23 protein-coding genes are annotated in these 24613 nt (G+C 63.0%); 14 read left to right on the plus strand and 9 right to left on the minus strand.

Annotated elements, in window-relative coordinates; all coding sequences use genetic code 11:
- The first annotated feature begins 59 nt into the window (after nt 1–59).
- Together KZJ38_RS34675 and KZJ38_RS34680 are read left to right on the plus strand one after the other, a co-directional pair.
- The gene (locus KZJ38_RS34675) at nt 60–1406 is read left to right on the plus strand and encodes an aspartate aminotransferase family protein (protein ID WP_219801522.1); all 1347 of its coding nucleotides are present in this window, start codon (nt 60–62) and stop codon (nt 1404–1406) included.
- A gap of 31 nt (nt 1407–1437) precedes the next feature.
- A complete protein-coding gene (locus tag KZJ38_RS34680) occupies nt 1438–1992 on the plus strand; it encodes a carboxymuconolactone decarboxylase family protein (protein ID WP_219801523.1) in 555 nt (184 codons plus the stop codon).
- A 52-nt stretch (nt 1993–2044) separates the two neighbouring features.
- On the opposite strand, the gene KZJ38_RS34685 is transcribed toward KZJ38_RS34680, so the two are convergent.
- The 3 genes from KZJ38_RS34685 to KZJ38_RS34695 form a co-directional block, all read right to left on the minus strand.
- On the minus strand, nt 2045–2938 hold the full coding sequence (locus KZJ38_RS34685; RefSeq protein ID WP_219801524.1) for a glutamate/aspartate ABC transporter substrate-binding protein: 894 nt from the start codon (nt 2936–2938) through the stop codon (nt 2045–2047).
- A gap of 225 nt (nt 2939–3163) precedes the next feature.
- Nucleotides 3164–4240, minus strand: coding sequence for a DUF6765 family protein (locus KZJ38_RS34690; protein WP_219801525.1), 1077 nt, complete (start codon nt 4238–4240; stop codon nt 3164–3166).
- A gap of 225 nt (nt 4241–4465) precedes the next feature.
- Nucleotides 4466–5476 carry an alpha/beta hydrolase gene (locus tag KZJ38_RS34695; RefSeq protein ID WP_219801526.1) on the minus strand — a complete coding sequence of 337 codons (1011 nt, stop codon included), beginning with the start codon at nt 5474–5476 and terminating at the stop codon, nt 4466–4468.
- 258 nt (nt 5477–5734) lie between these two features.
- On the opposite strand from KZJ38_RS34695, the gene KZJ38_RS34700 reads away from it, so the two are divergent.
- Together KZJ38_RS34700 and KZJ38_RS34705 are read left to right on the plus strand one after the other, a co-directional pair.
- On the plus strand, nt 5735–6082 hold the full coding sequence (locus KZJ38_RS34700; RefSeq protein ID WP_219801527.1) for a DUF4148 domain-containing protein: 348 nt from the start codon (nt 5735–5737) through the stop codon (nt 6080–6082).
- A 29-nt stretch (nt 6083–6111) separates the two neighbouring features.
- Nucleotides 6112–6606: a YkgB family protein gene (locus KZJ38_RS34705; protein ID WP_219801528.1), complete on the plus strand. Its 495-nt coding sequence runs from the start codon at nt 6112–6114 to the stop codon at nt 6604–6606.
- Between the two features lie 156 nt (nt 6607–6762).
- Here the strand turns inward: KZJ38_RS34705 and KZJ38_RS34710 are convergent, their stop codons facing one another.
- Nucleotides 6763–8085: a TIGR00366 family protein gene (locus tag KZJ38_RS34710; protein WP_219801529.1), complete on the minus strand. Its 1323-nt coding sequence runs from the start codon at nt 8083–8085 to the stop codon at nt 6763–6765.
- 91 nt (nt 8086–8176) lie between these two features.
- Nucleotides 8177–8377, minus strand: a complete 201-nt coding sequence (locus tag KZJ38_RS34715) for a hypothetical protein (protein WP_219801530.1) — start codon at nt 8375–8377, stop codon at nt 8177–8179.
- Between KZJ38_RS34715 and cuyB the strand changes: the two genes are divergently transcribed.
- From cuyB to KZJ38_RS34755, 8 genes are all read left to right on the plus strand, one after another.
- Nucleotides 8376–9185 (plus strand): cysteate racemase, encoded by an 810-nt coding sequence (gene cuyB, locus KZJ38_RS34720; protein ID WP_219801531.1) that lies wholly within the window; start codon nt 8376–8378, stop codon nt 9183–9185. The genes KZJ38_RS34715 and cuyB overlap by 2 nt on opposite strands.
- A 169-nt stretch (nt 9186–9354) precedes the next feature.
- Nucleotides 9355–10683, plus strand: a complete 1329-nt coding sequence (locus KZJ38_RS34725; RefSeq protein ID WP_246641923.1) for a dicarboxylate/amino acid:cation symporter — start codon at nt 9355–9357, stop codon at nt 10681–10683.
- A 323-nt stretch (nt 10684–11006) separates the two neighbouring features.
- On the plus strand, nt 11007–11672 hold the full coding sequence (locus KZJ38_RS34730; protein WP_219801533.1) for an NADPH-dependent FMN reductase: 666 nt from the start codon (nt 11007–11009) through the stop codon (nt 11670–11672).
- Nucleotides 11673–11913: 241 nt separating this feature from the next.
- Complete coding sequence (locus KZJ38_RS34735; protein WP_219801534.1) at nt 11914–12129, plus strand: transcriptional regulator; 216 nt, start codon at nt 11914–11916, stop codon at nt 12127–12129.
- 240 nt (nt 12130–12369) lie between these two features.
- Nucleotides 12370–13269 (plus strand): ferritin-like domain-containing protein, encoded by a 900-nt coding sequence (locus KZJ38_RS34740; protein WP_219801535.1) that lies wholly within the window; start codon nt 12370–12372, stop codon nt 13267–13269.
- A gap of 101 nt (nt 13270–13370) precedes the next feature.
- Nucleotides 13371–14816: an indoleacetamide hydrolase gene (gene iaaH / locus KZJ38_RS34745; RefSeq protein WP_219801536.1), complete on the plus strand. Its 1446-nt coding sequence runs from the start codon at nt 13371–13373 to the stop codon at nt 14814–14816.
- Nucleotides 14817–14835: 19 nt separating this feature from the next.
- A complete protein-coding gene (locus KZJ38_RS34750; protein ID WP_219801537.1) occupies nt 14836–15582 on the plus strand; it encodes a CDP-diacylglycerol diphosphatase in 747 nt (248 codons plus the stop codon).
- Between the two features lie 133 nt (nt 15583–15715).
- Nucleotides 15716–16747, plus strand: coding sequence for a fatty acid desaturase (locus KZJ38_RS34755; protein ID WP_219801538.1), 1032 nt, complete (start codon nt 15716–15718; stop codon nt 16745–16747).
- Here KZJ38_RS34755 and KZJ38_RS34760 read toward each other — a convergent pair.
- The 3 genes from KZJ38_RS34760 to KZJ38_RS34770 form a co-directional block, all read right to left on the minus strand.
- Nucleotides 16726–18237, minus strand: coding sequence for an aldehyde dehydrogenase (locus KZJ38_RS34760; RefSeq protein ID WP_219801539.1), 1512 nt, complete (start codon nt 18235–18237; stop codon nt 16726–16728). The genes KZJ38_RS34755 and KZJ38_RS34760 overlap by 22 nt on opposite strands.
- A gap of 69 nt (nt 18238–18306) precedes the next feature.
- Nucleotides 18307–19707: an MFS transporter gene (locus KZJ38_RS34765; protein ID WP_219801540.1), complete on the minus strand. Its 1401-nt coding sequence runs from the start codon at nt 19705–19707 to the stop codon at nt 18307–18309.
- Nucleotides 19708–19877: 170 nt separating this feature from the next.
- Entirely contained in the window at nt 19878–20609 is a 732-nt protein-coding gene (locus KZJ38_RS34770; RefSeq protein WP_219801541.1) for an enoyl-CoA hydratase/isomerase family protein, read from the minus strand.
- Between the two features lie 158 nt (nt 20610–20767).
- Between KZJ38_RS34770 and KZJ38_RS34775 the strand changes: the two genes are divergently transcribed.
- The gene (locus KZJ38_RS34775; RefSeq protein ID WP_246641924.1) at nt 20768–21523 is read left to right on the plus strand and encodes a GntR family transcriptional regulator; all 756 of its coding nucleotides are present in this window, start codon (nt 20768–20770) and stop codon (nt 21521–21523) included.
- Between the two features lie 119 nt (nt 21524–21642).
- The gene (locus tag KZJ38_RS34780) at nt 21643–22443 is read left to right on the plus strand and encodes a phosphate/phosphite/phosphonate ABC transporter substrate-binding protein (RefSeq protein WP_219801542.1); all 801 of its coding nucleotides are present in this window, start codon (nt 21643–21645) and stop codon (nt 22441–22443) included.
- A gap of 114 nt (nt 22444–22557) precedes the next feature.
- Here KZJ38_RS34780 and KZJ38_RS34785 read toward each other — a convergent pair whose 3' ends face one another.
- On the minus strand, nt 22558–24591 hold the full coding sequence (locus KZJ38_RS34785) for an acetyl/propionyl/methylcrotonyl-CoA carboxylase subunit alpha (RefSeq protein ID WP_219801543.1): 2034 nt from the start codon (nt 24589–24591) through the stop codon (nt 22558–22560).
- Between the last annotated feature and the right edge of the window lie 22 nt (nt 24592–24613).

The raw sequence follows: 24613 nt of genomic DNA on the forward strand, positions 1-24613 counted from the left end.
TGTTGTTGTTCATGTAGAATTTTGCATCGTGTGTTTCATCCGCTTCCGGAGGCCGGACCATGACCAGGGTATTCCATCGCGCGCCGCGCGCCACGTTACCGGTCGCGGTGGCGGGCGATGGCATCGAGATCGTCGACTCGCAAGGCAAGCGTTATATCGACGCAAGCGGCGGCGCGGCCGTATCGTGCCTCGGGCACAGCAACCAGCGCGTCATCGACGCAATCAGGCGCCAGGTCCAGCAGCTGCCGTACGCGCACACGTCGTTTTTCACCACTGAAGCCGCCGAGCAACTGGCCGGGCATCTCGTCGATGCAGCGCCCGCCGGCTTAAGCCATGTCTATTTCGTATCCGGCGGTTCGGAAGCCATCGAAGCCGCGTTGAAGCTCGCCCGCCAGTACTTCGTCGAAAAGGGCGAGACGCAGCGGCGGCATTTCATTGCGCGACGCCAGAGCTACCACGGCAATACACTCGGCGCGCTCGCGATCGGCGGCAATGCATGGCGCCGCGAGCCATTCCTGCCGATCCTGATCGAAGCGCACCATGTGAGCCCCTGCTTCGCGTATCGGGAACGGCACGCCGGCGAAAGCGACGAAGCGTACGCGCAACGTCTTGCCGACGAACTCGAAGCGAAGATCGTCGAACTCGGTACCGATACGGTCGCGGCCTTCGTCGCCGAAACCGTGGTCGGCGCGACGGCCGGCGCCGTGCCGCCGGTGCGCGACTACTTCCGCAAGATTCGCGCCGTCTGCGACAAATACGGCGTGCTGCTGATTCTCGACGAGATCATGTCCGGCATGGGCCGCACCGGCTATCTGTACGCCTGCGAAGAAGACGGCGTCGCGCCGGACCTGTTGACCATTGCAAAGGGACTCGGCGCCGGCTATCAGGCGATCGGCGCGACGCTTGTCAGCGAAGATATCTATCGGACCATCGTCGGCGGATCGGGGTTCTTTCAGCACGGGCACACGTATATCGGGCATGCGGCCGCGTGCGCGGCGGCGCTCGAAGTGCAGAAAGTAATTGCCGAAGAACGGCTGCTCGATAACGTCAAGGCGCGTGGCGAACAGTTGCGTGCGCTGCTGCGCGAGCGCTATGCGAACCATCCGTATATCGGCGATGTGCGCGGGCGTGGTCTCTTTGTCGGCGTCGAACTCGTGCACGATCGCGCGACGAAGGCGCCGTTCGAGCCGCAGCACAAACTGCATGCGCTGATTAAAGGCGAAGCGATGCAGCGCGGGCTGATGGTGTATCCGATGGGCGGCACGGTCGACGGCAAGCGCGGCGATCATGTGCTGCTTGCGCCGCCGTTTATCTGCACCGAACAGCAGATTGCGACGATTGTCGAGCGGCTCGACGGTGCGATCGGCGCCGCGCTGGCGAAGATCGGCGCGCCGCCGGCGCTATGATGGGTGCGCTCTCCTTCACTTCGACCCGACCATGAGCCAAAGACTTCCGCAATTCCAGGCCGCCACGGCCACCGACGAACAGAAGGCGGTTCTCCAGGACATCCTGAGCGGCCCGCGCGGCAATCTCAACGGCCCGTTTCTCGGCTGGATTTTCAGCCCGGAGCTCGCGCAGCATGCGCAGCGTCTGGGGGCGTTCTGCCGGTATCAGACTGGCTTGCCGCTACGCCTGTCGGAATTGGCGATTCTTGTCACGGCCGCGCGCTGGCAGGCGCAGGCCGAGTGGTACATCCACTATCCGATCGCCATGCAGGCGGGCCTGCCGGCCGACGTCGCCGAGGCGATTCGCATCGGTCTCGAACCGAAGTTCGCCGATGAAGACGACAAGCTGATCTACCGGTTCGCCACCGAACTGTACCAAGCAAAGCGCGTGTCGGATGCTACCTATAAACAGGCGGCCGACCGCTTCGGCCATACGGTCGTCGTTAATCTTGTCGGCCTGCTTGGTTACTACGCGCTGGTTGCGATGACGCTCAATGTGTTCGAGATGCGCGCGGAAGGCCAGGACTCGCTGCCGTTCCACGAGTGAGTAAGCGTTAGAAGCAAACGCTGCGCGCCACCGTCCGGTGGCGCGCCTTTATTCATTCGAACGCCTTGTCGTTAGGGTTCGCGTAAAGCTTCTCCATCGTCTGGCTCATCGGGAAATCGAAGTTGATCCCTTTCGGCGGCACCGGTTTCATAAACCATTTGTCGTACATCGTTTTGATCTCGCCGCTTTTCATGATCTGCGTCATCGTATCGTCGACGAGCTTGCGGAATTCGGGGTCGTCCTTGCGCATCATAAAGCCGTACGCCTCCGACGATTGCGGCGTGCCGACGATCACCCAGTCGGACGGTTTCGACGTTAGCGAGCGCGTGCCGGCGAGCAGCACGTCGTCCATCATGTACGCCACCGCGCGGCCCGTTTCGAGCATCGCGCGGCCTTCGCCGTAGTCCTTCGCGCTAACGATCTGCATATTCATTTTCTTCTCCTCGTTCATCTTGCGGAGAATGCGCTCGGACGTCGTGCCCTGATTGGTCACCACCACCTTGCCGGCGAGATCGGGAAAGTCCTTGATGCCGGAGTCTTTGCGCGTCAGGAGGCGAGTGGTCGCCACGAAAAATGTATCGGAAAACGCGACCTGATTTTGCCGCGATGTCAGGTTCGTCGTGACGCCGCATTCGAGGTCGACAGTGCCGTTCTGCACGAGCGACATGCGGTTTTGCGAGGTCACCGGAATAAAGCGCACGCGCATGTCGGGACGTTTCGTCTTTGTCTTGACCGCGTCGATCACCTTGTTGCAGATGTCTTGCGAAAAACCGATCACGTCGTTATTCGCGTCCATGTACGAAAACGGAATCGACGTCTCGCGATGGCCGATCGCGATCAGGTTGACGCTCTGCACCTTTGAAAGCGTCGACGCGGTGTCGTCGGCGCGGGCGCCGGTCGAGAGCAGAGCGAGCGCGGCGAGCGCCAGCAGCGACGAACGTTTCATCGTTTTCCCCTTTGTGTTGCCCCGTACGATTGCGCACGCTCATACGGTTCGCATTCGCGTGTCGAATGACGGCGGACAACAGATGGTTCGCGGCACACGCGATATGAAACATATGTTGCCATGAATAAAATTCCGGCAACATATGGTTTCCACTAGGGAAACGAGCAAAAAAATGGCGCGCCCGACATTGGGTGCGCCGCTCTTGAGCCGGAAAAGCCGTCTAAATTACGCAAGCCTCAACCCACGCGCCGGCAGAATCTCCTGCACGATTGCAAAGCGCTGCTCCTTCACCGCGTCGTGAAACTTGCGATAGTCGCTGCTTTCGAAGGTCTTCGAGTATTTCGGCTGCACCTTGCCGTCGTCCCTTACCTTGATGCCCGTCGCGATGTGCTTCCACGAGCCCGGGCCTTTTGCGACGTAGTCCGGTATGGTTTCCTGAATGCCAGGAATCGAGCCGGCCAGCACCGCATCGCGAATGACTTCAAGGCGCTTCATTTCATCCCGGTCGGTGTTGTTCGCGAGCAATTGCTGCAGCGCCGTTTTCGCGGCGGCCGACAGGCCTGGCTGACCGGCGAAATCGGCGGCCTGCGGCGCAACCCACGCCTGCACGACGCGGCATGCCATGTCCGCGGCCTCCATGAATTGCGGCAGGTTATCGCGGTGCACGGCTTCGTTCTTGCCGTTCACGTAATGCCATTTCGCCCACGGCAGGTCCGGGTAAGTCAGCGCAGCGCCATGACCGAGCGGCAGCGCACGCGTCAGCACATCGGACTGCAGTTTGTCGATCAGGTGTTCGGTGTAACGCTCGATCCGTTCGAGCCAGTCTTCGCGTGTGCAATCGTCCGCTTCGAGGTGCGACACCTTGTTGTAGTCCGATTCGATGCCCGAGAAGCCCTGGTGTGCCCACGTATCGACGTAGGTGTGCAGCGTCGTGCCAAGCCGGTGCAGCGCATTGTCGGCGCCGCGGCGTTCGAGCGCGTGCCTCACGAGTTCACGCGCGACGTCGCTGTCGGGACGGCAGATCGCGCGTTGCTCGAGCGTTTTGCCGACGCCCGCAGGCAAAAAATGAAACGGCGTCCAGACGAGCCGGTTCAAATCGTCTTGCGTGTTCACGTAGTCGAACAGCTTGTGTGCCGATGCAAAGCGCTCGAATTGCTCGCCGCCGGCGAACCGCAGCAGCCCCGGTGTCGTTGCGTCGTCGATGTACTGGCACGCGTGCGCGACAGTCTGTGCGTCCTTTGGGGACAACCCGCCGAGCCGTGTCGTGATGTAGACCACCCCGTAGTGGAAATCGATGTTCATTTGCTGTCTCCGTATGGTTATCTTTTGCTTTGCGCGGTGCGTCGGTCCCGTGCCACGCGCTGTGTAGGCACTGCCTAATACAAACTGCGACAAAACCACGACAAAATCGCACCAACCCGCGGCAAGCTGCGGTGCAAACGACAACACCGATTCGCGAGCAGTGGCCTCATCCGGAAGTCGAATCAGCCACGCCCGCTTTTAACTTCAACGGCATTAATCAATCAATTAATCACGACGTTTTGATGAAAACGCCTCGCGCAGCGCCGCTGCCGACCGCTCGATCAACGCCTTCCCCGCATCGAGCGCGCCGGCAAACGACGCGAAGCCGTGGATCATCCCCTGCCAGCAGACATGTTCAACTTCAACTTTCGCCGCACGCAGTTTCGCCGCGTATTCATTGCCTTCGTCGCACAGCGGATCGTGATCGGCGGTGACGATCGTCACCGGCGCGAGACCGGTCAGATCGGTCGCGAACAGCGGCGAAACGTCGGGCGACGCACGGTCGATTCCCGACGGCAGCCACGCATCGTAGCGCTCTTTCATATCATTGCGGTCGACGAGAAAGGCAGGCGTGCCGAACGTCTGCCATGACGGTCGAGACATCGTCGCATCGGTGTTCGGATAAAGCAGTAGTTGCAGACGCAACGACATGCCGCTCGCCCGCGCGCGTTGCGCGACGAGCGCCGCCAGCAGACCGCCCGCGCTATCGCCGCCGACCGCGAGACGCGTGGCATCGACATCGATTTCAACGGCATGCACGGCGACCCATTGCAATGCAGCCCACGCGTCGTCCGTTGCAGCCGGGTACGGGTGCTCGGGAGCGAGCCGGTAGTCGACCGCAATCACGACACACTGCGCGCGATTCGCGAACGCGCGCATCAACACGTCGTGACTCTCGAGATTGCCGGAGACGAAGCCACCGCCGTGATAGTAGAGCAACGCGGGCGCGCGGGAGATCGCCCCATTACCCGCGGCAGCATCCGTGCCGCCCGCACGATCGCCGCGTGGATCGTAGATACGCACGGGAATCGCGCCGCCGGGCCCCGGCAAAGTTCGATCCACCACCTTCGCCACCCCTTCCGGCATTCCGCGCGCCGGCGTGTGGCGCGCGCTTCGTGCGCGCGCGGCGGCAACACGTTCCGCAAAGGTCGACGGTACCGCCGACGCGGGTTGTGCGGCTACCTGTTGCCTCATCTGTTCGAGCAATGCCACCACTTGCGGGTCGAGTTCGTCCATCGGTGTGGCCTCCGTCTGTTGTCGGAAACGATCGATTTCCACCTAACGCATGGCGCGCCCCGAATATTCCGCCCGGTGCGACGCACCCCGTGGCGTTTCGCTTCGCAATGCCGAACCTCGACGCGCGCAGGCGCCGCCGCCGGGCCGTGATCCGATTGAGCAGTTTCATGAGCCGCCGCGCCATTCACGCCGCCAGTGCGCGCCCCTAAAGTTCAGCCCATGCCGTCGCCGACGGAAACTTTTCTAGAGGTGTTAGCCATGAAACATCTGAATCGCGCTCTTATCGTCGCATCGCTCGTCATCGCTCCTTTCGCTGCTCATGCAGCTGATATCGCGCCGCTTACTCGCGCTCAGGTGCGCGCCGAGCTGATCCAGGCCGAACAGAACGGGACGTATCCGACCAGCAAGGTGCACTACCCGGACGCGCAGCCGGATGCGGCCACCGTCTATGTCGCAAATCGCGCGGCCGCCAAAGCCGCTGCCAATAGCGCGTACGGCGGCTCGGTTGCCGGCAGCTCCGCTACCGGTGCGCCCGCGGTTTCAGGTGGCGGCGGCGCGGTATCGAGCGAGCGCCCGCAGTTCGGCAACCTGTATAGCCACCATTAAGTTTTTGAACAACGCAAAGAGGAATACACATGAACACACTGATCAACAATCTGGCCCGAACCGGCCTGATGAAACAGGACTTCACGTATCACGTCGTCCGCGCATCGATGGTGCTGATCTTCGCTTTTTTCGGGTACCAGAAATGGTTCCAATATGAAGCGCAAGTGCTCATTCCGTATATCAGCCACGGACCGCTGATTTTCTGGCTGTACCCGGTGTTCGGCATTCGCGGCGCCAGCTGGTTTCTCGGCGTATCCGAGTGGTTCTTCGGCGCGCTGCTGTTTATCGGCTTCTGGAACAAGCGCATCGGTGTGCTCGGCGCACTCGGCTCGATCGCGACCTTCGTCGGCACTGTGACGATCATTCCATTCATGCCTGACGGCTGGGCCGCATCGGCCGGCGGCTTCCCCGCGATGGTCGGCAATGTGCCGTTCCTGATGAAGGATGTCGTGCTGCTCGCGGTGTCGGTCTATCTGCTCAAGGAAGACGTGGCGCGAGTGCTTGCCGAACGGCGCACGAAATAAGGCGAGGAGACCAGGCAGAAAGACAAAGCGAGGAGACGATCGGCCGAAAACGCTAACGCGTAACAAAGCCGGTAGATGGAGGTTGGTTTGAGGGCGCGTGCAATTGACTGTTGCACGCGCCCTTCGGCCATTTGAATGCCTTGAAACGTTGGAGGCTTAGAACAGATACATTCCGGCGACAAAAATAACGCCTGAAAACAGCAGCGCCGTCACGCAATAGCCCATGATGTCGCGTACGCCAAGACCCGCGATCGCGAGCGCCGGCAGCGCCCAGAATGGCTGCGCCATATTGGTCCACGCTTCGCCGTACGCAATCGCCATGGCCGACTTGCCGAGATCCGCACCGAGCGCCTGCGCGGCCGGCATCACGAACGGACCCTGCACGACCCAGTGACCGCCGCCGCTAGGCACCGCAAAGTTGATCACGGCCGAACTCAGGAACGCGAGCAGCGGGAACGTGTGCACGTTCGCGATATCGACAAACCATTTCGTGATTACGCCAGCGAGTCCCGAGTGATCCATCAGCGCCTGAATGCCGGCGTAGAACGGGAACTGGATCATGATGCCCGATGCGCCGCGCGCCGCCGCGGCTACCGCGCGCGCATACGCCATCGGCGTCTTGTGCAGCAGCATGCCGGTTGCGAGGAACACGAGGTTCACCGTATCGATATCGAGCGTGAAGCCCTTCGTCACCGTACGCACGACGAGGAAGCCGTAGCAGACCAGCGCGACGAGAATGGCGAGGAAGCGGCTTTCCTCGAGCCGTTCGGCGAGCGTCGCATTCGCGGGCAGCTTGCGTTCGACGGTCGGCGGTTCTTCGAGCAGCGCCGGATCGACCGCGACCACATCCTGCGGCTTCGGCATCATCAAACGCGCGAGAATCGGCAGCAGCACGATCAGGCCGAACGTGATGAACGCGTTATAGCCGGTGAAAATCGTATGCGACACCGGGATCAGGCCAATGGTCTTCTCCATCGGATTGCCCTTGGTCGCCGCGACGAGCGGCACCGAGCCGGACAGGCCACCGTGCCACGTCAGAAAGCCCATATACGCGCACGCGACGAGCAGCCGATAGTCGGTGCCCTTCACGCGCCGCGCGACTTCACGCGAGAGCATCGCGCCGAGCACGAGCCCGAAGCCCCAATTGATTGCGCACGCAACCGCGCCGACGAAGGCGACGAGCATCACGGCCTGCCCCGGCGTGCGCGCCGAGTTCGCGAGCGCGACCAGCATCCGCTTGACGGGGCCCGAGCTCGCGAGCGCATGGCCGGTGACGAGAATCATCGCCATCTGCATCGAGAACGCGAGCAGATTCCAGAAGCCCGCGCCCCATAGTGAAATCAGTTCGACGGGCGGCTTCGGCGTGAGACCGAACGCGAGCGCGAAGGTCGCGATGGTCAGGAAGATGGCGAAAATCAAAGGGTCAGGAAGCACGCGGTGCACGACCTGCGTGAAAAACTGCGAGATGCGCTGAATCAACTGTCTACTCCTTGTCGCCTATTTAATTTGCACGCGATTCGCATGCGGCTTTGGATATGGCGGGTTTCCCCATGGTCATCCGGCGAGCCTTTCATTTTTCTTCATCGCGGCCGCCGGCAAGGGCAGAATTTTTGCATAAAACGGTCAGCCGCGTGCCCAAAGTATGCAAATCGCAAGGCTTACAGGTGTGGCAAACATCGGTGACAAACATCAGCGCCGCAAATGGATCTGGAACATTACGGCGCTGAAAACTATTATCGACGCCATACCTTCTACGATCGGGAATCGTCATGGGCAATGGCGCACCTTCGGCGGGGCTGGTGATCGGCGTGCTGGGCGGCATGGGGCCGCAGGCGACCGCCGACTTTCTCATGAAGCTCACTGCCGCGACGCCTGCCGAATGCGAGCAGGACCATCTGCGCGTGCATATCGATTCGAACCCGAAAGTGCCGGACCGCAGCGAGGCGATCATGGGCCGCGGCGCGTCGCCGGGCGCGGTGCTCGCCGGGATGGCCGCCGGCCTCGAGCGCGCCGGCGCCGATTTTCTGGTGATGCCCTGCAATACCGCGCATGCGTTCGAGGCCGACATTCGCGCGGCGGTTAGCGTGCCCTTCGTCAGCATGATCGAGGAAACCCGCGCGGCCTGCGAACAGGCCTTCCCCGACGCAACGCGCTTCGGTCTGCTTGCGACGAGCGGGTGTGTCCATGCACTTCTCTATCAAAACGCTTTCACCCGCGCCGGTCGCCGCACGGTCGTTCTTGACGCTGCTGACCAGGAAAGCCTGATGGCCTTGCTGTACCGGGTCAAACGCGGCGACCGTTCCAACGCCGTGCGCGCTGCGATGCGCACCTATGGCGAAGGCTTGATCGACGCGGGCGCGGATATGGTTATCGCGGCCTGCTCCGAAGTCCCGCTCGTGCTGGCCGACGGCGATCTCACGCGGCCCGTGCTCGATGCAACCGCGCTGCTCGCGCGGCGCTGCGTGCGCTACGCGTATGGCTTCGAGCCGCTGCCGGCCGCTCAACCAAGCGCTCAACCAGCCACACAACCAGCCACACAACCAGGCGCACATCCCATCGCTTCGATGTCGGCTTCGTGACGCCAAACGCGGCTTCACTCGCTGTACCGCACCGTCATCCGATGCGGCGCATTGAATTTTGGTCGATGAAGATACGGCTGCGGCACGCCCCGCAAGACCGCAAAAACCGGCGCGCCGCCCGTAACGCATAAGTCAATTTCAATGCGCATCCATGCGCGGGAGACAAAGCGTGAAACAGAACAGACTGGGGCTGGTCATCGTTATCGGCATGCTGCTTGGTGTCGCGGCGGGCTACGTATGCCATCAATCGGCCGATTCGCCCGCTGCGGCGAAGGAAATGGCCAGCAATTTCTCGTTGATTACGGATATCTTTCTACGGCTCATCAAGATGGTGATCGCGCCGCTCGTATTCAGCGGCATCATTTCTGGGCTGGCCGCGATCGGCGACCCGAAAGTGGTCGGCCGTGCGGGCCTGAAGGCGCTCGGCTGGTTTGTCTGCGCGTCGTTCACGTCGCTATTGATCGGCATGGTGCTCGCCAACGCCTTCGATCTCGGGCACGCCATGAGCCTGCATGTGCCGGCCGCCGGCGCGGCGGGCGTCAGCACCGCTGCGTTCAATCTGCACAACTTCATTACGCACATCGTGCCGTCGAGCATTATCGAAGCGATGGCGAACAACGAGATTCTGCCGATCCTCGTGTTCTCGGTGTTTTTCGGCATCGCGATGGGCTCGATGAAAGACCGGCTGCCGCCCGCGCTGCTGTCGTCGATCGAGGGGCTGTTCTCGATCATGCTCAGAATTACCGGTTACGTGATGTGGTTCGCGCCGCTCGGCGTGTTCGGCGCGGTGGCCGCTGTCATCACTGTGCAAGGGCTCGGCATGCTTGTCACGTATGGCAAGTTTATCGGCGCGGTCTATTTCAGCATGATGGTGTTATGGTGCGTGCTGCTCGCGGCCGGCTACGGCGTGCTCGGCAAACCGGTCTTCGCACTGATGAAGCTGATTCGCGAGCCGATGATCATCGCGTTCTGCACGGCGAGCAGCGAAGCCGCTTACCCGAAAACCATCGAGCAGCTCACGCGCTTCGGCGTCAAGCCGCGTATCAGCAACTTCGTGCTGCCGCTTGCGTACTCGTTCAATCTGGACGGTTCGATGATGTATCAGGCGTTCGCCGCGCTCTTTATCGCGCAGGCGTACAACATTCACCTGTCGTTCGGCCAACAGTTCTGGATGCTGCTGGTGATGATGCTGACGAGCAAGGGCGTGGCCGGCGTGCCGCGCGCGGCGATCGTCGTCATTGCTGCGACCTTGCCGCTGTTCGGGCTGCCGGTCGAAGGCGTCGTGCTGCTGCTTGCGATCGACCAGTTCATCGATATGGGCCGCACAACCACGAACGTGGTCGGCAACAGCATCGCGTCGGCGGTCATCGCGAAGTGGGAAAACGGCCTCGCGCCGTGGAGCGGAACCGCCTATCCGTTATCCGAAGCAATCCCATCGATGCATGACGATATGGCCGGCGCGCACGCCTCAACTGTGCCGCACCCGGCGCCGCATTGATCCCTGTCGGCAGCGGTCTTCTCACTAGCCCGCTTGAACGACAGGCGCTTCATCCGCAAAGCTCAAGCGTGTTGAACTTCACACCGCCGCTCCGCAACAGCAAACAGCAACCTGTGCGGAGCGGCACGTCCGCTGGCCTTTGTGCAAACAAGCCTTGTTCGGTATATCGTTAGAACGAAAAGTCGGTTCGCGCCGCACGCATCGAACTCTAAGATAGCGATTCTGGCCGCTTGTATTGCCTATCGTCTATCTGCGCGCGTAATCGTTCGCGCTGCATGCGATGCGGTCATCGCGGCCACCGTCACCGAGCAAGGAGTCTTTAGTTGAACCGTTTCGAGCATTCCCGCGTGCCGCTCGTGGTCGGCATCGGCGGCACGACACGCGCCGCATCGTCGACTGAGCGCGCGCTTGCCATCGCGCTACGCGGCGCGCAAGACGCCGGTACGCAGACGCGTCTGTTCGGCGGCGCGTTCCTGCATCGGCTGCCGCACTATGCGCCTGAAAACGACGAGCGCACCGACGAGCAGCTCGAACTGATCGAAGCCGTGCGCCATGCCGACGCGCTGATCATCGCCACGCCCGGCTATCACGGCGGGGTATCGGGCCTCGTGAAGAACGCGCTCGATACGCTCGAAGACCTGCGCGACGACGCGCGTCCGTATCTCGACGGCCGCGCGGCCGGCTGCATCGTCACCGCGTACGGATGGCAGGCCGCGGGCTCGGTGCTCACCTCGCTGCGCTCGATCGTGCACGCGCTGCGCGGCTGGCCGACGCCGTTCGGCGCCGGCATCAATACGCTCGAAACACGTTTCGACAACGACGGGCACTGCTCGGATCCGAAGGTCGCGGAACAGCTCGCCACGGTCGGCCGCCAGGCCGCCCAGTTCGCGCTCGCATTCGGGGGGCAGGCGCTGGCCGGAGATAACGGCGTGGCCGGCAGCGGCCCGGCGCACGCCAGCGCCGCGGGGATCTTCGCGCTGGCCGACTGACGCGCGCCCGCGGGGCAAGCGGGATGGGCATCGATACATCGCGTTCACACGCCCACATGTTGCGTCCATGTGTTGCGTCCATCCGTCACACAGTAGGCCGTCCACCGAGCCATGCCGCAAAGCAATGCGGCCATACGCACAAAGCGTCGGCGAAACCGTGTGCCAGCCCACAGACGTGCGCGCATTGGCGACCGATAGTCGCGTCAAACCGGACCAATAAAACGCCGGACGCAAGAGCAAAATGAACCGACTGATTCGCTACAAGGGTTACCAGGTCGCGCCCGCCGCGCAGCGCCTGCCGAACGGGCTGTTCGCGGCCAACCTGACCATCGAGAAAAGCGCGGCCGAGCCGGGGCACGCGTATTCGTTCGACGCCCTCGACTACTTCTTCGACGAAGAACATGCGCTCGCCTACGCATTCCGCTGGGGCCGGCTGTGGGTCGACGACCATCAATAGCCGTGCGGCACCCGATCAGCGGTTCATACGATACACGCGCAAACACGCACTGAAATCCTGTCCGCTTCCGGCGGGGCCAGCGCTTTCATTCCGGCCGCAAAGACCTTCGAACGTGCCGCGCGCGATGCGTCGCGAAGTCCGTCAGCCGCGCCTCACGCGCCAGCGCAAGCGGCATTCCAGTGTGTTGTGACAAAATAGGGTGACATATGTCATACGTAAGATGCGTTAAATAAATTTGCCATGTCCGATACCCTGACAGATGCTGCCGCCGAAGACTACGCGCTGCGAAACTGGACATTCCGGGACCAGGCCCGCATGCGGATCGGCTCCGAGGCCCACAAGCAGATGTACTGCCGCATGTTGCTGGAAACCCATAACCCGTATAAACCTGCCGTACTCGACTGGCCACCGCTCGCGCCCGACGCACTGAAGCGCCTCACTTCGCTGCCGATCTGGGACATCGCCGTACAAACCGAAGGCCGCGCATCGATTCGCGTAGCCACCTACGCCGCCACGCTCAACGACCCGCTTCTGCGCGAAGCGATCGAAATGGACGCCGCCGAAGAAGCGCGTCATAAGCACGTGCTATCTCGCCTCGTCGCGGCCTATGGCATCGAGCTCGCGCCCGAGCCTGAATATCCGGCGCCGCGCGACGCCGAATGGGCGTGGATGTTTACGGGCTACAGCGAATGCATCGACAGTTTCTTCGCCTTCGGCCTGTTCCGTTCAGCCCAGCAATCGGGCTACTTCCCCGAGTCGCTCGTCGAAACGTTCGAGCCTGTCATTCAGGAAGAAGCGCGCCACATCCTTTTCTTTATCAACTGGGTCGCGTGGTACCGGCGCAGGATGCCGTGGTGGCGTCGCCCGTGGCACTCGCTGCGCGTCGCCGCGATCTGGGTCAAACTGGTGTGGGACCGGGTGGGCATGGCAAAGGGCATGGACGCTGACGGCGTGATGCACGACTCGAATTTCCTCGCCGCGAACAGCGCGTCGATCGGCGCCGCGCTCGACGCGCGGCAACTTCTCGAGCTATGCCTCGTCGAAAACGACCAGCGCATGAGCGGCTATGATGGGCGTCTGCTGCGCCCGACGCTGATGCCGTGGCTCGCGCGGCTCGCCCTGCGTTTCATGAAGAAATAAAGGCGCAGTGTTGCGCCCGCTTTGCGCCCGCCCCGTGCCACGCGGCCCGTCCGCTCCGGCGCGGGTCAGCCTACGCGCGTCCGACCGGGAGGAAACACCGCATGGCATGGACTGTCGACGAACAGCTGGCACTCACCGCTTGCGAAGCAGTCGCGGCGATCCAGGCGGGCAAGCTGCGCGCGACCGATTACGTCGCGACGCTGCTCGCGCGCGCGGCGGCCCTGTCGAGCCTCAATGCGTTGACCGCGCTCAATATGGAAGGCGCGCTTGCGGCCGCGCAGCGCATCGACGCGTTAGCGCCCGACGAGAAGGCGCGTCTGCCGCTCGCGGGCCTGCCGGTGGTCGTAAAGGACAATATCAACACGGCAGATCTGCAAACCGCCGGCGCCACGCCCGCACTCGCCGACTTCAAACCGAAAACCAACGCGCCTTCAGTCCAGCGCCTGCTCGATGCGGGCGCAGTGCTGCTCGGAAAAGCGAACATGCACGAGCTCGCATGCGGCATCACGAGCACGAATTTCGCGGCGCCGGGGCCCGTGCGCAATCCATACGACCCAGGCCTGATTCCAGGCGGCTCGTCGGGCGGCAATGCGGTCGCGGTGGCCGCACGCATCGCGCCGGCGGGCATCGGCACCGACACGAGCGGATCGAACCGCATTCCGGCCGCATTGACCGGATGCGTCGGCTTCCGGCCATCGGTCGGCAACGGCGGCGCGGAACGCCGCTATCACGATCCGCAAGCGCTGCTGCCGTTGAGCCACACACGCGATACGGCCGGCCCGATCGCGCGCACGGTGGCCGACGCCGCGCTGCTCGATGCGGTCATTACCGGCGATACCGCGCAGCCCTCAGTCACACTGGCCGGCTTGCGTATCGGCTTGCCCGCGCCGCTGTGGGACGGCCTCGATGCGTCGATTGAAGCGGTCGCGCGCGGCGCGCAGCGCAAGCTCGAAGCCGCGGGCGTCCTGTTCGTCGAACTCGGGATGAGCGAGCTGATGCCGCTCAACGACCGTACGACGCCGATCACGGCCCACGAAACACTCGCCGATGTGCGCGCATGGCTTGTTGCGAACGACGCGCCGGTGCAGACGGTCGAGGAATTGGCGCTTTCGATTGCGAGCCCCGACGTGCGCGAGATTTTCGCCGCGATTCTCGCGGACCCGTTCGCGCCGCTTTATCAGTCCGCGCTCACCACATGGCGGCCGCAGTTGCAGCAGCTTTACGCCACGACATTCGCGAATGAGCGCGTCGATGCGTTGATGTTTCCAACCACGATTCTTCCCGCCACGCCGCTCGACGATATTCGCGGCTCGTCGGTTGTATCGCTGCACGGCCAGATGCTCGATACGATGACCGCCTATCTGCGCAATACAGACCCTTCCGCCAATGCGGGGCTGCCCGGTCTGTCGCTGCCCGCGGGACGAACCGCGGACGGCTTGCCTGTAGGCATCGAACTCGATGGCCCGGTCGGCAGCGACCGGCGCCTCCTTGCGATCGGTAGCGCATTCGAACAGGTTCTCGGCGCGCTCGCGCCACCCATAATTTAACTACCGATGAGTCTTTTCCATGCTCCTCTTCTTGCGAAAAACACTGGTCTTTTCGCTGGCCGTGATTGTCGGCGGCTGCGCGTCGCTGGCGGCCAGCAACCCGAATGCACTATGGCAGATCGTCAGTGAACAGTGCGTGCCGCCCGAGCAATCGACCGGCAAACCCGGCGTATGCACGGACGTCAATTTGCAGAAACGCTTTGCGATCCTCAAGGATATTGTCGGCGACACGCAGTATCTGCTGATCCCGACCGACCGCGTGACCGGTATCGAAAGCCCGCTGATTCTGCAGCCCGACGCGCCCGATTACTGGGTCGACGCCTGGAATGCGCGGCATTACGTCGATGAACGGGCGAAGATTCAATTGCAGGCCGATCAGCTCGGGCTCGAGATCAATTCGCAATTCCGGCGCTCGCAACAGCAGTTGCATATTCATATCGATTGCATGCGCGAAGATATCGTCGCCGCGCTTGCGCCGTATCACGACCAGGTGCTTTACCAGTGGCATCCCGCGACACTCGACAAGCAGCGTTATCGGGTGATGCGCGTGCCGAACCTCGAGGGCGAGAACAATCCGTTCCGTGTCGTCGCGCGCGATCATCCGGATTCCGCGCAGATGTCCGAGCAGACCATACTCGTCACGGGCGCAGGGCGGACCACGAAGGATGGCTGGCTGATCGTCAATAGCGCGCTGAATATCGAGGACGGCAGCGGCACGGCCGAACCGTTGCTCGATCATGAATGCAAGCTCGCGAAACACGGTTGAGCCCTCTGCTTAAGCGTTTTTTCAGCGAAGCTTTGCGTGACAAATTGGTTTCACCGCGCGTAACCGGCCGGTAGGATCGGGTTCGATCGACGTCGGGGCCTTCAGCCCGGCGTATCAACGACCGGACCCGCCGATGGCTTTTTATCTCGATGACAGTCAGCGTCAAGCTTTACTACACCGCCGTGCCAGCCTGACGTGGCGCAGCGAATGGCCGACCTGGCTCGTCATCGTGGCGATTTACGCGGGATGGTTCGGTGTCGCGACGCACGCGCGCGTGCTCGGTATGCCCGTCACGATCGCGTTGCTCGCGCTATTCGGCGCGTGGTATCTGTCGTTGCAGCATGAACTGCTGCATGGGCATCCGACGCGTTCGCCGTTGATCAACGGCCTGATCGGGTTTATGCCGCTCGCGGTGTGGTTTCCGTACCGCGTGTATCGCGACCTGCACTTGCGGCACCACGACGATCCGCACTTGACGCGCCCCGAGCACGATCCGGAAAGCTATTTCGTGAGTCGTGCCGCGTGGGATCGTGCGGGTCCGATGCTGCGCACGTTGTTGACGGCGCGCAATACGTTTATCGGCCGCCTGTTGCTCGGGCCCGCGTTTTCGCTCGCCGCAACCGCAAGCGACGCATCGCGCAAACTCCTGCAGCGCGATTTCAGCGACGTGCCCGCGTGGCTCGCGCATGGCGCGGCGCTCACCGCGTTGACTGTGTGGCTCGCACGCGAGTGCGGCATTTCACCGTGGCTCTTTATTGTCGGCGCCGGTTATCCCGCATTGGCGTTGAATGCGGTTCGCTCATTTCACGAACATCGCAGCGCGGATGCGTATGAGCACCGCTCGGTCATCAACGAGGCGGCATGGTTCTGGCGGTTGCTGTTTCTGAATAACAACTACCACGCGGTACATCATGATCTGCCGGGGCTGCCGTGGTTTGCGTTGCGTGGCATCTATCGCGAGCGCCGCGCGGCATACCTGCATCGCAACGGCGGTTTTCTCGTGAGCGGCTATGGCGACTGGCTCACGTCGTACGCGGCAAAACCGATCGTGCACCCGGTGCACGCGCTCAAGCAAACCGGCGCCGCTTCGACCACGCGGCGCCGGCCACTTCAACCGAAGCTTGCGCTACGGCGTCAGCGTCTTCAGTTCAGACGCTTCAACTGACCGTCGTCCGCGTACCAGTCGACCGTCTTGCCCGTCGTGTTGATCGTCACCGCGCGCGGCTCGGTGAACTGGTCGAACGACTCGATACCGGTTTCGCGACCCACGCCGCTGTTCTTGAAGCCGCCCCACGGCGATGCCGGGTCGAGACGGTGATGGTCGTTGACCCACACCATACCGAACTCGAGCTTGCTCGCCACACGATGCGCGCGCGCGACATCGATCGTCCACACCGATGCGGCGAGACCAAACTGCGTGTCGTTGGCGATGCGAATCGCGTCGGCTTCGTCCTTGAACGGCATCACTACAGTAACCGGGCCGAACACTTCGTCCTGACCGATCTCGCAGCGCGGATCGACGTCGTACAGCACCGTCGGCTCGAGGAAGAAGCCTTGCGACAGATGCGATGGAATCTTGCCGCCCGTCAAAAGCTTCGCGCCGTCCTGTTCCGCGCGCGCAAGCATCGCGAGAATGCGCTGGCGCGAGCGGTCGGAAATCACCGGGCCAAGCTGCGTCTTCGGGTCTTCCGGGTTGCCGACGCGAATGCCGCCCGCCTTCGTGCGGAAGCGCTCGAGGAATTGCTGATACATCGTTTCCTGCACGAGAATGCGCGCACCACACACACAGGTCTGCCCCGCACCGATAAATGACGCAAATGCGGCGCCGTTAACAGCCCGTTCGATATCCATATCGTCGAACAGGATCACCGCGCCCTTGCCGCCCAGTTCAAGCGTGGTCAGCGCGAACGTGCGCGCGGCCGCTTCGCCGATCGAGCGGCCTACGTCCGTGCCGCCCGTGAACACGACCTTGCGGATCAGTTCGTGCTTCGCGAGCGCGGCGCCGCACACGCGGCCTTCGCCGTTCACGACGTTGACCACGCCCTTCGGCACGCCCGCTTCTTCGAGCAGGCGCACGAGGCGCACCGTGGTCAGCGGGGTTTGTTCGGATGCCTTGATGACGACGCTATTTCCGGTGGCCAGCGCCGGCGCGAGGCTCTTCGACAGAATCATCAGCGGGTGATTGAACGACGTCATCAGCGCGACGACGCCGAGCGCCACGCGCTGCGTGTAGCACAGGTACGGCCCTTCGATCGGAATCACGTCGCTGCGGCGCGTCAGCGACAGCGCGGCGAAGTAGCGATAGAACTGCGGCAGGCGCGAAATCTGCGCGCGCGTTTCGGAGATCGGGCGGCCGTTGTTCAGCGTTTCGAGCTTGTAGAAGTTCTCGAGGTCCGCTTCGAACAGGTCGGCGAATTTGTTGATGATGCGCGAGCGCTGCTGGATCGGCATGTCGCGCCATTCGCCGCGCTCGAACGCGGCGTTGCCGGCGCGCACGGCGCGATCGACATCGGCTTCCGACGCTGCGGCCAGACTGCCGATCACCGCGCCCGTTGCCGGGTTCACGATGTCCATCGTGCGGCCGCCTTCGGCGCCGGTCCATTCGCCATCGATCAGAAGCTGGGCTTCGAGGTGCTGCTTGTTGACTGCATCCATTGCGATTTCCTTGCGGTTTTCCGGTGCGGTTTCAGGTTTCTTGAGTTCTGGTTGCGTGTTGCTTGACGGTTACTTGAGCGGCGACACCCGCGCGGCGGCGTTGACGCCGTCGTGCGCGAGCGCGTCGCCCGGTTGAAGGTCTTCGAGGCGCTGGCCCGTCGGTTCGACGCCGAGCCATGCGACTACCACGATCTGGACCGCGAGCAGGCCGATCATCAGCGCGAGCACACCGACGACACCATGCTGCGCAAACAGCGCGACGACGATAAACGGCGTCACGATCGTCGCGCCACGTCCCAGCGTATTACAGATGCCCGATGCGCGCAGACGCACCTCGGTCGGGAACAGTTCGGGCACGTACACGGCGAACAGCAGCGCGACGAGCACGTAGATCGGGATCGTCAACAGCAGGCCGACCACCGGCAGCAGCAGCGGATTGCTGACGAACGGGTAGATCGCGCCGAACAGAATGGCCAGCAGCGACGCGATGATGATGGTCTTCTTACGGCCCCACGAATCGGCGGTGAACGCGCCAATCGCCGAACCCACGGGCGCGCCGATCGACATCACGAGCGCATAGCCGAACGACTTCGCGATGCTGAAGCCCTGGTGCACGAAGAACGTCGGCAGCCACGTGACAAAGCCGTATAGCAGCGTGTTGATCACCACCAGACACACGCAGCCGACAATCATCCGCTGCAGCATCGTGCCGACGAACAGCGACCCGAAGCTCAGCGGCTGTTGCGCATGCGCGGGCTTCGCGGCTGCAATGGCCGGCTGCGGCAAAGGCTTGCCCTGCTCCTTCGTGACCTCGCCTTCAATGCGTTGCAGGATCGCTTCGGCTTCCTTGTCGCGGCCGGCGGATTCGAGCCAGCGCGGCGACTCGGGCAGCGATTTGCGCGCGTACCAGACGCCGAGCGCGCCGATGCCGCCGAGCACGAACATCGCGCGCCAGCCGAGGGCCGGAATCACGAGCAGGCCGATCAGGCCCGCGATCGGCAGGCCGGTCACGACGAACACCGCCATTAACCCCTGCAGCCGGCCGCGCTTGCGCGGCGGCACGAACTCGGCAAGCGTCGAATAGCCGACCACGTTTTCCGCGCCGAGGCCTACGCCCATCAGGAAGCGGCACGCAATCAGCAGATTCATGGTCGGCGAAATCGCGGCGCCGAGCGACGCGATACCGAAGATCGCGAGATTCACCTGATACGTGAAGCGGCGCCCGAAGCGGTCACCGAGAAAGCCGGTGACGAGCGAGCCGATCATCATGCCGAGAAACGTCAGCGACACGAACAGCGCGTTTTGCGCGAGCGTCGAGAAGCCTGATTTCAGCGTCGCACCAAGCACCGTGGACGCGACATAGATGTCGAAGCCGTCGAAAAACATGCCGATGCCGATCAACCACATGATCCGGCGATGAAACGCCGACATCGGCAGCCGATCGAGTCTTGCACCTGCGTTCACGTTCATGTTGTACGTCTCCAGCCAGTTTCCGGTCGGTTGTTGTTTTGCGCGGCGGGGTGTGGTTGCCGCGGGTGTGTCGGGTTTTGCGTTAAAGGTTGCTTACCGCTTGATGCGTTGGGCTTGCGTTCAGCTTGAATAGGGCTCGCGTGGGCCGTTGCGACATCAGCGGCTTTACCTTAGCGGCTCTGCAACAACCGCATGGTCGTCACGGTTAGCGTTTCGGCGGCGAAGCGGAAGTTCTGTTCAAGCGCATTCTCTTCGACTGACTGGAAAAACGCCTTGCAATCGCGCGCGCCCGCTTCGTTGAGGGCGAGGATTCGTTCGATCAGCGTGTCCGTTGCATTGTTCAGCGTATCGGGCTCGGCGATTTGCGTGATCAGACCCGCATCGAGCGCGACGGCCGGCGTCATCGGTTCGCCGAACAGCACCATCGGGAACACGCGCTTGGGCAGCGCATAGCGTCCGAGGTACGCCATGATCGCGGCCGGCGGCAGGCCTGCTTTCATTTCCGGGAACGCAAGGCGCGCAGCGCTCGACACGATCGCGAAATCGCACAGGATCGCAAGGCCGAAGCCGAAGCCGAACGCGTCGCCCTGCACTTCGGCGACGCTGATCAGCGACGAACTGCGCACCAGCTTCTTCAGTTCGATCAGCCGCGCGACTTCCGCGTGAATCGATACCGCGTCGCGACCCGCGCGTTCGCGACCCTTGCAGAACGCGTTGCCCACGGCGCGCAGCCGCAGCACGCGCGCGGTCGGCTCGATCGCCTCGCTGCGCAGGGCGGCAATCATCGCGTCGAACATCGGACCGGTAATTTCATTGGCGGCGTCCGGGTTGTTCAGCGTGAACGTGAGCACCGCGCCGGACTTTTCGATCAATACGGGCTGCGGCAAAGAAACGTGTTCCACGTGCTCTCCTTGGTTCGGTTCCTGTTTTCGAATCCTGGTTTGGGCGGATTCGATGTTGTATAATCTGTATACAGCGTATTCAATGAATATTGCAGTGTCAACCGGAATGCTCAGCAAGGGGTTATTACGGGAGACCGGACGGGAGAAGGGAGCTCCAATTGCGAACCGCAAAAAAAGCCGAAAAAGGCCAGCATCAGGACATGCCGCTCGCGCCGCCGCTCGATACGATCGGCCGCAAGTACCACGCGCGCATGCGCACCATCCACGCGACGAGCGACTCGTTGAGCGAAGGCGTCGTCGTGCCGGCGCTGCGCGAGGCGATTGTCGAAGGCGTGCTCGCGCCCGGCAGCCGCCTGTCCGAAGTACAGGTTGCGAAGCAGTTGAATGTGAGCCGCACGCCGATGCGCGAAGCGTTCGCGCAACTCGAACGTGAAGGGCTTGTCACGATGCTGCCGCGCGTCGGCGCATTCGTGCGCTCAGTCAGTGTGCGCGACGTCGAAGAGATCTATACGGTGCGTTCGGCGCTTGAATGCCTTGCCGTGCAACTCGCCGCGGACCGCATCACCGCGCTCGGGCGCGCGCAGCTCGATGACGTGGTCACCGCGATGGAAACGGCCGTCTCCGGCGACGATCCTGCCAGTTACGTCGATGCGCTCGATCGCTTCTATACGGTCGTGATGACGATTGCCGATAACCGCACGCTGCAGGAAAGCCATGCCGCGCTGATCGGCCCGGTGCGGCGCGTACGGCGTATCGCGATGGCGCGCGGCGGGCGGATGCGGTCGTCGTTCGAGCAGTCGGTGCGGATTCGCGATGCGATCGTGAGCCACGATCCAGGTGTGCAGGATCTGATGCGCGCGCAATTGCAGGGCGCGTGCAAGGCGGCGCTCGATGTATTGAATCACGTGGAATGACGGTGATGTGATGCAGGCTCTCGCGCGGCCGCGTTGCGCGGTCCCGCGGCGCCGCATGGCGTAGTACGGTTGCTTGGGTTTGGCGCAGCGTCCGATCATGTGACAGAATCGGGCGCATCATGAATCCAGTTCCGTGGGTTGCCGCGCTGCCGATGTACAACGTCTCGCCATCGCTCGAAGCGTGCTGGCGCGAGTGGCTTGCGGACGTGCTACACGTCGTCGAACCGGCGGCGCGCATTGTCGAAAGCGATAGCGGTCTTGACGCGCTCTGGCGTCGCGATGATCTGCTGCTCTCGCAAACGTGCGGTTATCCGTTGACGCATGAGCTGCGCGACATCGTGCAACTCGTTGCGACGCCCTGCTTCGATGCGCCGGGCTGCGATGGTCCTTATTATTCGAGCGCACTCGTCACGCATGCCGATGCGTCGTTCGCTACGCTCGAAAACTTCCGCGGTTCGACCGTTGCGTTCAATCAGACCGACTCGAACAGCGGTTTCAATGTGTTGCGCCACGCGGTTGCGCCGCTAGCGCGCGGCGGCAGGTTCTTCGGCTCGTCGCTACAGACAGGTTCCCATATCGCTTCGCTGCAGGCAGTGGCCGAGCGCCGCGCGGATCTCGCCGCGATCGACTGCGTGACGATGGCGTTTGTGTGCGACGAACGGCCCGCGCTGGCGCAGGCCGTCAAGCAAATCGAGTGGACTGAAGCGTCGCCGGGGCTGCCGCTGATTGCATCGAAAGCGGTGCCGGCTGAGCGGATTGCCGAGTTGAGAAGCGCATTGAAAGAAGCGCTCGCGATGCGGCCTGAGCGTGCGCGTCGGCTGCGTTTGAAGGGCTTTGCAACGCTTTCGATGGATGACTATGCGCACATCACGCAGCTCGAAAACGAGGCCATCGAATCGGGTTATGCGCGGCTAGCGTGAAGATGTAAGAACCGGGACCGGCTAGCGCAATTCACGATCGACAATCCACTACCCGTGACGCTCGATTCGTGTTCACGCATGCGGTGCGGTCCAGCGAATTCCAGAGAATCCGAATCACTCGCTCGCCAGCACGAGCAATTGCGCCCCTTCGGCGACCTGATCGCCGACCGCATACAACAGCTCCGCCACGGTGCCCGCGGCAGGCGCGCCGATCGTATGCTCCATCTTCATCGCTTCCATCACGATCAACGGCGCACCCTTTTCGACCTTCTCGCCCGGCTCGACAAGCACCGCGATCACCTTTCCCGGCATCGGCGCCGTCAAGCGGCCTTCGCCATGCTCGGCGTCCGCCGCATGCGCGAGTAGATTCTGCCATTCGAACGCAAGCGCCTCGCCGCGGCAGAACACATGGAACGTATCGCCGTCGACAAACACGCGGCCCGTGACGCGAGTATTCCCGAGCGTGGCGCCATATTCGTGCGGCCCCGCGCTGACCCACCACGCGAAAGGCTCGCGGCGTCCCGCGAATGCGAGCGTCTGCTCGGCGCCATCGCGGGCGAATGTGACGGTGAACGGCGTGTCGCTTTCGACGTCGTTCCAGTTCAGCGTCTGTTGATAGCCGCTATTCAGACGCCAGTGCGCGAGCGCTTCCCACGGCGAGGCGCCGCTCGCGGCGGCCACGCCGCCCGCTGCATCGCCCTCGCGCTCGAGCAAGGCCGCGCATGCCAACGCGAGCGCGGCGTCGAACGGCTTTTGCGCGGGCGCAAACAAGGTATCGCGATGCCGTTCGATCAAACCGGTATCGAGGTCGGCGCTCGCAAACGGTTCGCTCGTGACGATACGCCGCAAGAACTCGACGTTCGTGTGCGGCCCGACCACTTCGCATGCCTGCAGCGCGCGACTCATCCGCTGCAACGCGTCGGCGCGTGTGGCGCCATACACGATCAGCTTCGCGATCATCGGGTCGTAGAACGGCGTGATCGTGTCGCCCTCGCGTACGCCGCTATCGATACGCACGGTCGCGCGCGGACCGCCCGGCAACGCGCCGATCGTGAATTCGACGCCTGCGGGCATGCGCAAATGCTTGAGCGTGCCTGTCGAAGGCAGAAAGCCGCGCGCCGGATGCTCGGCATAGATCCGCGCTTCGATCGCATGCCCGTGCAATTGCAACTGTTCCTGCGTGCACGGCAGCGATTCGCCGGCTGCGACGCGCAACTGCCATTCGACGAGGTCGTGCCTGGTCACCATTTCGGTCACCGGATGCTCGACCTGCAGCCGCGTGTTCATTTCCATGAAATAGAAATCGCGGCCCGTCATGATGAATTCGACGGTACCGGCGCCGACATAGTCGACCGCGCGCGCGGCCGCGACCGCCGCTTCCCCCATCGCGCGGCGCATGGCATCGGGAAGCCCCGGCGCGGGCGCTTCTTCGAGCACTTTCTGATGGCGCCGCTGCACCGAGCAGTCGCGATCGAACAGATAGACCGCGCCGCCGTGCATATCGGCGAACACCTGCACTTCGACGTGGCGCGGCCGCGTCAGATACTTTTCGATCAGCACGCGATCGTTGCCGAAGCTGCTCGCCGCTTCGCGTTTACACGACGCGAGCGCCGCCGCAAAATCTTCGCCGCGCTCGACGACGCGCATTCCTTTGCCGCCGCCGCCCGCGCTGGCCTTCAACAGCACCGGGTAGCCGATCGCATCGGCCTCGCGCCTGAGCAGATCAGCGTCCTGGCTGTCGCCGTGATAGCCGGGTACCAGCGGCACCGCGGCCGCGTGCATCAACGCCTTCGCCGCCGCTTTCGAGCCCATCGCGGCGATCGCCTCGACCGGCGGCCCGATAAACACGATGCCCGCCGCCTTGCATGCCTGCGCGAAGTCTTCGTTTTCCGACAGAAAGCCGTAGCCCGGGTGCACGGCCTGTGCGCCGCTGACACGCGCCGCATCGATAATCCGCTCGATGCGCAGATAGCTTTCGGCCGCCGTCGAGCCGCCGATATGCACGGCTTCATCGCAGGCCGCGACGTGCTTCGCGTTCGCATCCGCATCGGAATAGACCGCCACGCTTGCGATGCCGAGCCGCTTGCACGTGGCGGCAACGCGGCACGCTATTTCGCCGCGGTTCGCAATGAGGATCTTGTTGAACATGGTTTGCCCTGGCGCTGTGGTT

Origin of the sequence: Paraburkholderia edwinii (assembly GCF_019428685.1) — a bacterium.
GTDB classification, from domain to species: Bacteria; Pseudomonadota; Gammaproteobacteria; order Burkholderiales; family Burkholderiaceae; genus Paraburkholderia; species Paraburkholderia edwinii.